Here is a 10975-nt window from a genome sequence, read left to right on the forward strand (position 1 = left end):
TTTCTTAAGAAGTTACCAGCGGAGGAGACCATGGCGCTCGGGGCATCTCATCGTTTGCAGGACGGCATCGATGCCGTGGAGACAATGACGCGTTTCACGCTCGCCGTTCTGGCGCTTGCGTCCGGCGTCTATACCTATCTCGGAGTGCGCAGCATTCTCGACGGGTCGCCGACGGCGACCTTCTTTGCCGCGATGATCTATTCGGCCGCCGTGTCGGTGGCGATCTATTCCTTCTGGACCTACCTCGCGCGCTTCTACCCGCATGTGACGAGTGTTGCGGCGCGCACGGCGCTTCTGGGCATCATGGCGCTTGGCTGCGCGATGATCATCGCCATGGCAAGCTGGCTGAACGCCGCAGCCCTTGCGGGCTCGGCCGCCCTCGAACAGCATCTTGCCGAGACGCTGGAAGATTATACGGGCGATCTCGACAGGGCGCATCAGAACGCGCTTGCGGCACAAAGCCTGCTGCCGGATATCCAGCGCACCCAGGAGCGGTTCGAGCGGCTGGCCGACCAGGAGCGCGAAACCGGCGCGCTGACCGGCACGACCGGTGCCGGCAGCGTCGTGCAGCTCTTGTCGCAGATGGCCTCGCAGCTGACCGAGCTTGAAAACGGCATCAATACCTCTCGTGAACGCGTCACCTCGCTTTTCGACGAGGGCCGCACGCATCTGGCGACCATGCGCACGCTGGTTTCCGCCCCCGGCGCGATCGATCCGCGCGCCGACCAGTTCGCCGCCGAAGTCGTCGGGCTTACCGGGGTCATCACCTCGCTGGAACAGACCTCGATCGCGCCTTCGGTGAAGCGCGCCGCGGAAGACCTTTCGCTCGGCTTCATCGCCCCCGTTGCCGACGGCCGCGAGGCTGATCTCGTCAACCGGCAGGACCAGGTGATGGAGACGATCCGCTCTTCGGTCGCGGCGCAATCCAAGGTGCTGTCGCAGGCCGCCGACCAGATTCTTTCGCGCGAGCCGGTCGCCGAGCGCCGTTTCGTGCCCCTCTCCTCGGCCGAGGCGGTGCTGCGCTACGCTTCCGACTTCATCCCGAGCTGGGCGGGCGCAATCTCCATCGACCTCTTGCCCGCCGTGCTGATCTTCATGCTGTCGGTCGCGCATGGAGCGCTGCGCCGCCAGGAACAGAGGCTGCCGTTCGCCGAGCGAATCACGGCGGCGGAACTGCTCGATGCGATCGAGGTCCAGCGTGCGCTTCAGGCACGTGGGATCGATATCGAAGCGGCGGTTGCCAGCGCCGAGGCCGCCGCGCCCTCGAAAGCGGCCGAAGTTGCGGATGAAGCGGAGCCTTCGAACATCGCAAGCTTCGACATGACCGGCAAGGCGCCGCGCAAGGGGCCGCAGACATGAAGCTCGCAACCGCAGGGCACCGGCTGAAGGATGCCGCGCTTTCGACCGATGACGCGACGCTGCTGCGGCTTGCCTTTCATGGCCTGCTTGCCGCGTCGGTGGTCTTTCTGGCGATCGATTTCCGGGAGATCAGCGCGGCCAACGCCGGGCTGCCCGGCTTCGATCCGGCGCGGCCGGAGACCATGCCCGTGCTGCCGCCAGCGCTGACCGAGGGCGGGCCGCAGGCTGCGCCATCCGAGATCAAGACCGGCCTCGATCTGCTCAAGCAGCCGATCCGCTTCGAGCTCCAGCCGGACGGCGTGCTCTTGGCGCAAGGGGCGATCGAGCCAGGCGCTGCGGGCCGCTTCGAAAAGGAGATGGAAGCGCGCGGCGAATATGTGAAGACCGTTTCGCTGGATTCGCCGGGCGGCTCGGTGGGAGACGCGCTTGCCATATCGAAGCTCATCCGCGAACGAAACATCGGCACGAGGGTCGCAGGCGGCGCGCTCTGCGCCTCCTCCTGCCCGATCATCATGGCTGGCGGCGTCAGGCGCGAGGCCGAGGAGGGTGCGGTCATCGGCGTGCACCAGGTGTTCAACGGCTCCAAGGACAAGCTGTCGCCGGAGCGCGCCATGTCGGAGGCGCAGCGCACGACCGCCGACGTCACCCGCCATCTCGGCGAAATGGGAATCAAGCCGGGCCTCTGGCTGCATGCGATGGAGACCCCGCCCGACCGGCTCTATTATCTGACACCGGAGGAAATGCAGGAATTCGCGCTGGCGACGGGGCCGGAAAAGTTAGCCGCCAGCAAGGCAAAATAAAGCCGGGGCGAAAGGTCGTCCCGGCTTCGTCAAGGTCAGCGTTTACCGATCAAAACTTGGCTTAAAAGCTGCTGCGTTCGTAACGGTCGTAGCGGCCCCAGCCGCGATCCCTGTCACCGTGCCAGTCACGGCGATAGTGCGAGCGCTCCCAGCCCCAACGCGGCGGCGGGCGGTGGAAGCGAGGGCGGCATTCGCCCCAACGCGTCAGACGCCAGCCCGGACCACAGGCATAATCGACCTTGGTGACAGCGGACGAGGCGGCGGTATCGGCATGCACCGGCGCCATCGGCATCGCTTCGGCGGATACTACCGAAAGGCCCCCGATAACAAGCGCTGCAGCCAGCGAAATGATCTTCATTGCGAGTCTCCAATAAATCCAGCCGAAGCGAGATTTAGCCGCCGGGCCTGAACCGATGATGAACCATCCGTTCATCAATTCCCGTGCACGGGCGCGAGACGCGAGGTCTTCGCCAGCTGGATTTCCGGCCAGTTCGACTGGGGCGCAGGCTGACTGCCGGCCGCGGCTATCGAGACGACGATCGCGGTTACGGCCGAGAAAAGCACGAGTGCATAGGTCATAGCTTCCGATCCTCAAAGGTTGGTTCCCAGCCGCCCGAGGCGCAAACTGATGCGGGACGATGAACGAAAGCCTAAGCGACATAGTTAAGTTCACGTGTTTTTCCCGAAAGGGAACATGGGGCTGGCGTCAAACACCTCGGAAGAGACTTTCCTCGGACTGCTCATCGCCAAAGTCTCGGAACTTTCCCCGCCCGCCGCTCGTTCTTTCGCAGGCCGCCGGTCCGGGGGATTTTTCGATGACGCTTGATTTTCTCTTCTTCGTGCTGGTCGGTTTCTGCGCACAAATCATCGATGGCGCGCTCGGCATGGCCTTCGGGGTACTGTCGACCACGAGCCTGCTCGCGCTCGGCGTGCCGGCTGCCAACGCCAGCGCGATGACGCATGTGGCGGAGCTGTTCACGACGGTTGCGTCGGGCGCATCGCATGTCTATCAGCGCAATGTCGATTGGAAGCTGGTGGTGCGGCTGGCGCCGGCCGGGATGCTCGGCGGGGCGGTTGGGGCCTATATCCTCGCCAATGCCGATGGCGAGGTGATCAAGCCCTTCGTTTCAGCCTATCTCATCGCCGTTGGTTTCGTCATTCTTTTCAAGGCTTTCCGACCGCTCTGGCCGCGCGACGTCAGGGACTGGGCCGTGCCGCCCATCGGGCTTTGCGGTGGTGTGCTCGATGCCGTCGGCGGCGGGGGCTGGGGGCCGATCGTCACCAGTTCGCTGGTCGGCCGCGGGCACGATCCGAAGAAGGTGATCGGCTCCACGAACCTCACTGAATTCGCGGTGACACTGGTCATCTCGCTCACCTTCGTTCTGACGCTCGGCTGGTCGGAGCTGCATTCGGCAATCGGCCTCATCGTCGGCGGGGTGATCGCCGCCCCCCTCGGCGCCGTCCTCGTCAAGCGTCTGCCGGTCAGACCCTTGATGGTCGCCGTCTCGATCATCATTATCTCGACTTCGGCGATCCGGTTCCTCTAAGCGCGTCGCCATTTTTTGATTCGCTTAGCGCTTTCGCCCGACACGCTTTAGGGAGGCTGCGATGGAGTTTCATCAAGGGCGGCTGATCGACCATGTGCATCTGCGCGTCCGCGACCTCGCCGCAAGCCGGGAATTCTACCAGGCGGTGCTCGGCGCGCTCGGCCGGCGCTTCACCCATGAAGGCGAAGACTTCTTCTCTTCCGACGAGCTCTATGTCGATGCCGCCGATCGCTACGAAAGCCGGGTACACCTCGCCTTCCAGGCCGGGGATCATGATGCGGTGGAGCGCTTCCACGAAGCGGGTCTTGCCCATGGCGGGCGAGACAATGGCGCGCCGGGCGAGCGGGATTACCATTCCGGCTATTATGCCTGCTTCCTGCTCGACCCCGACGGCAACAATATCGAGGCCGTCTATCACGGACCGACAAAGCGCTCGGCCGACGAGATCCTTGTCGAGGGGTAGTCGAAGGACGCAGTTCCGTTTCGTTTGATCTGGACCCGGGTGCCCCCTCGCCCTGCCCTCTCCCCGAGGGGAGAGGGGGACGTGGCGCAAGCGGCTTGCTCCCTCTTCTCCCCAGCGGGGAGAAGGTGTCCCGAAGGGACGGATGAGGGGGACGGCGCGGCAGATGCCACGTTCACTTCCCCCTCATCGCCTCGCTATCGCTCCGGCACTTCTCCCCGGCGGGGAGAAGAGACAAGCGGCTACTCCGAGTTCTTCTTCCATGAACTACGCTTCGCGCCCGAAATAGACATCGACCGATCTGATCCTGTCACCAGCGAAGCGAAAGCTCTCGATGTTGCGGAAGCTTTTGCCGTCCTGCAGCACGGCACGGTAGCGAACCACCGCTTCATCACCCTGGACCGCCAGGAACTCGATATCGAAGGCCTTCAGCTGCGGCTCATTCGGCCAGCACCGCTCGAAATAGGTGGCGCGGTCGATGTAATCGTCCCGGGGGCTCGAGAAGGTGAAATCCTCGGTCAGCATGGCTCCAACGAGGTCCTTGCGCCTGTCGGTATAGGCGGCGTAGAGGGCGCGGAGGGTTTCTTCGCGGGTTGCGGTCATCGCAGTTCTCCTGCTGAAATCCGATTGCAAACTGCAATCAGTTTATAACAGAAAATGACAACTGGCGCAAATCGCCGAACGGTTCCGGCCCGATCCGGCCTTGGCACCGCGTAAAGCGGGGCGTAGGTTGGCCCCTCCCCAAGACGACGATACCGCACAGAGATCCCTGATATGACCGACACCCCGATGGACGCAGCGGATGCAGCGGCCGGGTCAGCCTACTGGAAACGAAACCTGACGATCTCGCTGATCGGCTCCTTCACCACCATCGTGGCGATGACGCTGCTCCTTCCCTTCCTTCCGCTCTATGTCGAGGAACTCGGCGTCCACGAGCACGCGGCGATCGTTCAGTGGTCGGGCATCGCCTATGGCGCGACCTTCTTTGCTGCCGCCTTCGTGGCACCGCTCTGGGGGCGGCTCGGCGACATCTACGGGCGCAAGCTGATGCTGGTGCGCGCCAGCCTCGGCATGACGATCGCGATCTCGCTGATGGGCATGGCAGGCAGTATCTGGCAGCTGGTGGCGCTCCGCCTCTTTGTCGGGCTCGCGGGCGGCTATTCCTCCGGCTCCATGGTGCTGGTAGCGACCCAGACGCCGAAGGACCGCTCGGCCTGGGCACTCGGCATGCTCTCTTCGGGCATCATGGCGGGCAACCTCGTCGGGCCGCTGATCGGCGGCGCGCTGCCGCCCATCATCGGCATCCGCGGCACGTTTCTCGCCGCAGGCGGCATCATCTTCCTCGCCTTCCTGGCGACGACCTTCCTGATCAAGGAGGAGAAATCCCCTGCCCGCAAGAAGGCGGCGAAGGCAAGCGGCGGCTGGAAGTCCATCCCCGACAAAGGCCCGGTCATCGCGATGCTGCTGACCGGCCTGCTCCTGATGCTCGCCAACATGTCGATCGAGCCGATCATCACCGTCTATGTCGCTGATCTCGTCGAGGATCAGGCACGGGTGACGATGATCGCCGGCATCGTCATGTCGGCGGCGGCGCTCGGCAGCATTCTTTCGGCATCGCGGCTCGGCAAGCTCGCCGACCGGATCGGCCATTGGCCTGTGATTGCGGGCGCGCTTGCCGTCGCGGCGATCTTGCTCATCCCGCAGGCGTTCGTCACCAGCTCATGGCAGCTGATTGCGCTCCGTTTCCTGATGGGAATTGCGCTCGGCGGGCTGCTGCCCTGCATTTCCGCGGTGATCCGCCATAGCGTGCCGGACAGCGCGGCAGGCAGCATTCTGGGACTTTCCGTGTCGTCGCAATATGTCGGGCAGGTTGCCGGGCCGGTGCTCGGCGGCTTCGTCGGCGGCCATATCGGCATGCGGGCGGTGTTTCTCGGCACCTGCGTGCTGCTGATGTTGGGCGCCGCATTTGCGTGGTTGGTCCGGCCGAGGAACCTGGACGAACTGTGATCCGGACATTCGGCTCCCGGTCCTGATAGCGTTCGGCAGCCAAGGACGACCCAGGCCGGCGGGAGAGCTGTCTTGGTGGAGTCGAGCGGGCTCGAACCGCCGACCTCCGCAGTGCGATTGCGGCGCTCTCCCAGCTGAGCTACGACCCCAAGACAGACCTCACGGACCTGTCGGGCTTGGATCCCGACTTCTGCACTATAGCATAGGCGCACGACACCGGGGAATATCCGGGATCCGGCCGCAAATGCCGCCAATCCAGGTCGGATCGCTGAGTTCCTTTTCCCCTGGCGCGGACGCCTATTCGCCGCTGCCGCTGCGCCCGTAAGCCCAGTCCATGTAGAGATCGAGCGCCTTGCGGGTGACCGGCCCCTCCTGGAGGTTCCGGTCGTCGAGGCGGTTGACGCCGACGACCTTCGAGTAGTTGCCGCTCGTGAATATTTCGTCGGCATTCATGAAGTCTTCCACCGAAAGCGTGACTTCGCGCACCTCGAAGCCTGCCTGGCGCAGCAGCCCCATGACGCGGGCGCGGGTGATGCCGGCGAGGAAGGTGCGGTTGGCGACCGGTGTATAGACGACGCCGTCCTTCACCATGAAGACGTTGGAGGATGCCGTTTCGACAACATTGCCGTTCATGTCGCGCATCAGGGCATTGTCGAAGCCGCGGCTTTGGGCTTCAGCGATCGCGCGGCCGCTGTTCGGATAGAGCGAGCCCGCCTTGGCGTCCGTCATCGCCGTTTCGGGAGACGGGCGGCGGTAGGGCGATACCGTCAGCGACGAACCACCATGGCCGCCCATCGGCGCCTCGAAGAGGCAGAGCACAAAGCGGGTCGATTCGCCATCGACGGCAACGACGCTGCCCCGCGAGCCGTGCTCGCCCCAGTACATCGGCTTGATGTAGATCGGCGTCTTGCCGTCGAACTTCTTGACGCCTTCCCAGGCGAGCGCCTCGATCTCCTCGGCGGTCTTGAGGGGCTTCAGCCCCATGGTGACGGCCGAGCGGTTGACGCGCTGGCAGTGCAGGTCGAGATCCGGCGCGATGCCATCAAACCAGCGGGCGCCGTCAAAGACCGTGGAGGCGAGCCACATGGCGTGAGAGGTCGGGCCGATCAGCGGCGGATTGCCGGGAAGCCACTCGCCATCGACATAAGTCCAGGTGGTCGAGCGGGGCGATGTATCGACGGGCATGATCTCTTCTCCTACCAACGCCGGATAAGCAAAATCCCGCCCCGCAAGCACGGTCAAGCAGAAATTCCGCCGCTAAAGCGGGACGCAAGAAAAGTGCAGGAACCACCCATAATAACGCAACAATCATGCGCGAGTACTTGCACTCAAGCGATGGGTGCATAAGCAAAAATGATCGAACGAAGTGTTGGAGCGCCAAGCTTGCGCGTGGCATCATAGCGGGCAAATCACCAGCGACGCAGTGGAGGCCGCCAATGAAAGCCATGTATTACGAAGCCTTCGAGCAGACGCCTGAAATCCGCACGCTGCCCGACCCGACGCCCAGCGAAGACGGCGTCGTCATCGCCATCGGCGCGACCGGACTTTGCCGTAGCGACTGGCACGGCTGGATGGGACACGATGCCGACATCCGCCTGCCGCATGTTCCGGGGCATGAGCTTGCAGGAAAGATCGTCGCCACCGGCAAAGGCGTGATGCGCTTCAAGATCGGCGACCGGGTGACCGTGCCCTTTGTTTCCGGCTGCGGCCATTGCAGCGAATGCCATTCCGGCAACCAGCAGGTCTGCCCGAACCAGTTCCAGCCCGGTTTCACGCACTGGGGCTCCTTTGCCGAATACGTTGCGATCGACTATGCCGACACCAATCTCGTGCACCTGCCGGACAGCGTCGACGACGCGACGGCGGCCAGCATGGGTTGCCGCTTCGCCACCTCCTTCCGCGCCGTTGTTGATCGGGCGCGAACCGGACCCGGTGAGTGGATCGCCATCCATGGCGCAGGCGGCGTCGGCCTCTCGGCGATCATGATCGCCAGCGCGCTTGGCGCCAATCCGATCGCCATCGACATTTCCGACGAGAAGCTCGCCTTTGCGCGCGAATGCGGGGCCGTGGCGACGATCAACGCGGCGGCTGTCGGCGACGTGACGGAAGCCGTGCGCGAAATCACCAAGGGCGGCGCGCATGTCTCGATCGACGCGCTCGGCCACCCCGTCACCTGCTTCAACTCGATCAGGAATCTCCGCCGCCGCGGCCGCCATGTGCAGATCGGCCTGATGCTTGGCGAATATGCGACGCCGCAGGTGCCTATGGCCGAGGTGATCAGCCGCGAGCTCGAAGTCTACGGCAGCCACGGCATGCAGGCCTGGCGCTACGACGCCATGCTCTCCATGCTTTCAACCGGCAAGATCGCGCCGCAGAAGCTGATCGGCCGGACGATCAGCCTGGAAGAGGCCGTACCGGCGCTGATGGCGATGGACAAGGCAGAGGGAACGGGCATCAGCGTCATTACGCGGTTCTAGCCATTTATTGGTGCATTCCATCCGGTTGCAATTGGTCGAGCATGTTTCATAATTCCGCGCCGGAATGACTCCGGCGTGGAGAGAAACATGGCCATTCGTTTCATTCTCTCGATCGATGGCGGCGGCATCCGCGGCCTCATTCCCGCAATGATCATCGAGGACTTCGCCAAGCGCCTGCCCGGCCTGCCGATGCATGAGGCGTTCGATCTCATCGGCGGCACCTCGACCGGCGCGATCATTGCCGCGGGGCTCACCTGCCCCAGCCCCAGGAACAAGAAGAAGGCCGCCTGCACGCCGGGCGATCTCGTCAAGCTCTATGCCGACGAAGGCAAGGATATCTTCCATTCCAAGCTGATCTCGCGCCTCATCAACATCGGTGGCTGGCAGGAGGAGCGCTACAACGCCACACCTCTGGAACAGAAGCTTCAGGCCCGTCTTGGCGCCAATACGCTGGTCGCCGACGGGCTCACGAAGGTGGTGATCACCGGTTACGACATCGAGCAGCGCGAAGCCGTGTTCATCACCAATTGCGACGACGAGTACGCCATGTTCCGCTTCTGGGAAGCGGCTCGCGGTTCGTCTGCCGCGCCAACCTATTTCGAACCGGCGCTAGTGGAAAACCTCGGCAGGCCGCCAAACGACAAGCTCAGAAAGATCCCGCTGATCGACGGCGGCGTGTTTGCCAACGATCCGGTGCTGGCCGCCTATGTCGAGGCGCGCAAGCTCTGGCAGGCGGCAAGCGACAGCTTCGCCGTGCTCTCGCTCGGCAGCGGCCAGCAGAACCGCAGGATCCCCTACCAGCAAGCCAAAGACTGGGGCGCCTTCGGCTGGATCAACCCGCAAAATGGCACGCCGCTGATCTCCGTGCTCATGCAGGGACAGTCAAGCACCGCCGCCTACCAGGCAAACAAGCTTCTGAACCCGAAGGGCGCCAAGCTGAATAGTCAGGGCGCGACCGACATGAGCTTCGCCAAGCCCGACACGCTCAATTATTTCCGCATCGACGGAAAGCTCGACGGAGCGAGCGACGACCTGGATGATGCCAGCACCACCAATATCCTCCAGCTGAAAACGGTAGCGCAACGGTTCATCAATCAGAACGGTGCGGTGCTCGATGCCGTTGCGGAGAAGATCTTGGCGGCGAAGTCGTAGCTAGAGGTCTTTGGCTTGCCGTGATTGCCGACCGCTTCGCGACAGTCGTCCGCGACATCTCGGCCGTTGCCAAACCAGCCGTGAAGGTCTAACGCGGCGTTGCCGCAAGAAAAAGAATCAAAGGGACGTTAGTCTCCGACTCCAATGTGAAGACCTTCGCCGAGAGGGGCCTGAAGGTGGCCTTCGTGATGGCGGTATTGCAGAAAACGAGGAGGTGCCCATGGCGTGGTCCGCAAGCCAGTATGTGAGGTTCGAGGATGAGCGTACGCGTCCGGCGCGCGATCTTCTGGCGCAGGTGCCGCTGGAGCGGGTCGCCAAGGCGATCGATCTCGGCTGCGGGCCGGGAAATTCTACCGAACTCATCATCGACCGTTACGGCCGGGAAGCCGTTTCCGGCCTCGACAGCGACCGCAATATGCTGGAGGCCGCCCGCAAGCGGCTGCCGGACACGACCTTCGCCGAGGCCGACCTTGCGACCTGGCAGCCGGACGAGCCCGCCGATCTGCTTTTTGCCAATGCCGTGTTCCAGTGGCTGCCCAACCATCTCGATATCTTCGAGCGCTTGATGGACGGCCTCTCCAAGGGAGGCGTGCTCGCCGTGCAGATGCCCGACAACCTCGGCGAGCCGACGCATCTTGCAATGGAGGAGACGGCGCATGCCGGGCCGTGGAAGGCCGCATTCGAGCAGAAGAGCGCGCGGCGCAACCCCCTTCCCCCGGCTTCGACCTATTACAGCCGCCTGATCGGCAAATCCTCGCGCGTCGATATCTGGCATACGATCTACAACCACCCCATGGCCGATGCCGCCGCGATCGTCGAATGGGTGAAGGGAACGGGGCTGATGCCCTATCTCGCCAATGCCGGCGAAGAACACCGCGGGGCGTTTCTGGCGGATTATCTTTCGCGCGTCGAGAAAGCCTACCCGAAGATGGCCGACGGCCGCGTTCTGCTGCGCTTTCCGCGGCTGTTCATGGTGGCCGTGAAGGCTTGAGCTAGTCGTCGTCTGCGGTGTAATGCCGCTGAGCGCTTGAGGTACTGCGCGGCCGCTTTATTATGCGGAGGGATAATCACGGAGCGCGACGCATATGCCCTTTGCTCAGCCTACACCGCCTACGACTCTCGTCATCTTCGGTGCGACCGGCGATCTGACGCGCCGGCTCCTCATTCCTGCCC

At 63.6% G+C, this 10975-nt stretch carries 12 protein-coding genes and 1 tRNA gene; 8 read left to right on the plus strand and 5 right to left on the minus strand.

Annotated elements, in window-relative coordinates:
- Nucleotides 1–30 precede the first annotated feature (30 nt).
- Both ACPYOJ_RS26590 and ACPYOJ_RS26595 read left to right on the plus strand, forming a co-directional pair.
- Nucleotides 31–1359, plus strand: coding sequence for a hypothetical protein (locus tag ACPYOJ_RS26590; RefSeq protein ID WP_481418917.1), 1329 nt, complete (start codon nucleotides 31–33; stop codon nucleotides 1357–1359).
- Nucleotides 1356–2159, plus strand: a complete 804-nt coding sequence (locus ACPYOJ_RS26595) for a COG3904 family protein (RefSeq protein ID WP_481418918.1) — start codon at nucleotides 1356–1358, stop codon at nucleotides 2157–2159. The genes ACPYOJ_RS26590 and ACPYOJ_RS26595 overlap by 4 nt, the downstream gene beginning before the upstream one ends.
- A gap of 61 nt (nucleotides 2160–2220) precedes the next feature.
- On the opposite strand, the gene ACPYOJ_RS26600 is transcribed toward ACPYOJ_RS26595, so the two are convergent.
- Both ACPYOJ_RS26600 and ACPYOJ_RS26605 read right to left on the minus strand, forming a co-directional pair.
- On the minus strand, nucleotides 2221–2517 hold the full coding sequence (locus ACPYOJ_RS26600) for a GCG_CRPN prefix-to-repeats domain-containing protein (protein ID WP_481418919.1): 297 nt from the start codon (nucleotides 2515–2517) through the stop codon (nucleotides 2221–2223).
- 74 nt (nucleotides 2518–2591) lie between these two features.
- Nucleotides 2592–2738 (minus strand): hypothetical protein, encoded by a 147-nt coding sequence (locus tag ACPYOJ_RS26605; protein ID WP_481418920.1) that lies wholly within the window; start codon nucleotides 2736–2738, stop codon nucleotides 2592–2594.
- Between the two features lie 236 nt (nucleotides 2739–2974).
- On the opposite strand from ACPYOJ_RS26605, the gene ACPYOJ_RS26610 reads away from it, so the two are divergent.
- Together ACPYOJ_RS26610 and ACPYOJ_RS26615 are read left to right on the plus strand one after the other, a co-directional pair.
- Nucleotides 2975–3706 (plus strand): sulfite exporter TauE/SafE family protein, encoded by a 732-nt coding sequence (locus tag ACPYOJ_RS26610; RefSeq protein ID WP_481418921.1) that lies wholly within the window; start codon nucleotides 2975–2977, stop codon nucleotides 3704–3706.
- A gap of 61 nt (nucleotides 3707–3767) precedes the next feature.
- Nucleotides 3768–4169, plus strand: coding sequence for a VOC family protein (locus ACPYOJ_RS26615; protein WP_481418922.1), 402 nt, complete (start codon nucleotides 3768–3770; stop codon nucleotides 4167–4169).
- 264 nt (nucleotides 4170–4433) lie between these two features.
- Here the strand turns inward: ACPYOJ_RS26615 and ACPYOJ_RS26620 are convergent, their stop codons facing one another.
- A complete protein-coding gene (locus ACPYOJ_RS26620; protein WP_481418923.1) occupies nucleotides 4434–4769 on the minus strand; it encodes a nuclear transport factor 2 family protein in 336 nt (111 codons plus the stop codon).
- A gap of 171 nt (nucleotides 4770–4940) precedes the next feature.
- Here ACPYOJ_RS26620 and ACPYOJ_RS26625 point away from each other — a divergent pair, with 171 nt between their 5' ends.
- On the plus strand, nucleotides 4941–6173 hold the full coding sequence (locus tag ACPYOJ_RS26625) for an MFS transporter (protein ID WP_481418924.1): 1233 nt from the start codon (nucleotides 4941–4943) through the stop codon (nucleotides 6171–6173).
- Nucleotides 6174–6246: 73 nt separating this feature from the next.
- On the opposite strand, the gene ACPYOJ_RS26630 is transcribed toward ACPYOJ_RS26625, so the two are convergent.
- Together ACPYOJ_RS26630 and ACPYOJ_RS26635 are read right to left on the minus strand one after the other, a co-directional pair.
- Nucleotides 6247–6322 (minus strand) — tRNA-Ala (locus ACPYOJ_RS26630).
- A gap of 148 nt (nucleotides 6323–6470) precedes the next feature.
- Nucleotides 6471–7358: a branched-chain amino acid aminotransferase gene (locus tag ACPYOJ_RS26635; RefSeq protein WP_481418925.1), complete on the minus strand. Its 888-nt coding sequence runs from the start codon at nucleotides 7356–7358 to the stop codon at nucleotides 6471–6473.
- Nucleotides 7359–7609: 251 nt separating this feature from the next.
- Here ACPYOJ_RS26635 and ACPYOJ_RS26640 point away from each other — a divergent pair, with 251 nt between their 5' ends.
- From ACPYOJ_RS26640 to tam, 3 genes are all read left to right on the plus strand, one after another.
- Nucleotides 7610–8650 (plus strand): zinc-dependent alcohol dehydrogenase family protein, encoded by a 1041-nt coding sequence (locus ACPYOJ_RS26640; RefSeq protein ID WP_481418926.1) that lies wholly within the window; start codon nucleotides 7610–7612, stop codon nucleotides 8648–8650.
- Between the two features lie 87 nt (nucleotides 8651–8737).
- Entirely contained in the window at nucleotides 8738–9802 is a 1065-nt protein-coding gene (locus ACPYOJ_RS26645; protein WP_481418927.1) for a patatin-like phospholipase family protein, read from the plus strand.
- Nucleotides 9803–10022: 220 nt separating this feature from the next.
- A complete protein-coding gene (gene tam / locus ACPYOJ_RS26650) occupies nucleotides 10023–10793 on the plus strand; it encodes a trans-aconitate 2-methyltransferase (RefSeq protein WP_481418928.1) in 771 nt (256 codons plus the stop codon).
- Nucleotides 10794–10975: the final 182 nt, after the last annotated feature.

This window comes from Rhizobium sp. SVR5-9E (genome assembly GCF_056755095.1).

Bases quoted from the DNA above. Each gene is read 5' to 3' on its own strand.
- ACPYOJ_RS26620 (WP_481418923.1), bottom strand. From the start codon at position 4,769: ATGACCGCAACCCGCGAAGAAACCCTCCGCGCCCTCTACGCCGCCTAT.
- ACPYOJ_RS26595 (WP_481418918.1), top strand. From the start codon at position 1,356: ATGAAGCTCGCAACCGCAGGGCACCGGCTGAAGGATGCCGCGCTTTCG.
- ACPYOJ_RS26615 (WP_481418922.1), top strand. From the start codon at position 3,768: ATGGAGTTTCATCAAGGGCGGCTGATCGACCATGTGCATCTGCGCGTC.
- ACPYOJ_RS26625 (WP_481418924.1), top strand. From the start codon at position 4,941: ATGACCGACACCCCGATGGACGCAGCGGATGCAGCGGCCGGGTCAGCC.
- ACPYOJ_RS26610 (WP_481418921.1), top strand. From the start codon at position 2,975: ATGACGCTTGATTTTCTCTTCTTCGTGCTGGTCGGTTTCTGCGCACAA.
- tam (WP_481418928.1), top strand. From the start codon at position 10,023: ATGGCGTGGTCCGCAAGCCAGTATGTGAGGTTCGAGGATGAGCGTACG.
- ACPYOJ_RS26605 (WP_481418920.1), bottom strand. From the start codon at position 2,738: ATGACCTATGCACTCGTGCTTTTCTCGGCCGTAACCGCGATCGTCGTC.
- ACPYOJ_RS26640 (WP_481418926.1), top strand. From the start codon at position 7,610: ATGAAAGCCATGTATTACGAAGCCTTCGAGCAGACGCCTGAAATCCGC.
- ACPYOJ_RS26590 (WP_481418917.1), top strand. From the start codon at position 31: ATGGCGCTCGGGGCATCTCATCGTTTGCAGGACGGCATCGATGCCGTG.
- ACPYOJ_RS26635 (WP_481418925.1), bottom strand. From the start codon at position 7,358: ATGCCCGTCGATACATCGCCCCGCTCGACCACCTGGACTTATGTCGAT.
- ACPYOJ_RS26600 (WP_481418919.1), bottom strand. From the start codon at position 2,517: ATGAAGATCATTTCGCTGGCTGCAGCGCTTGTTATCGGGGGCCTTTCG.
- ACPYOJ_RS26645 (WP_481418927.1), top strand. From the start codon at position 8,738: ATGGCCATTCGTTTCATTCTCTCGATCGATGGCGGCGGCATCCGCGGC.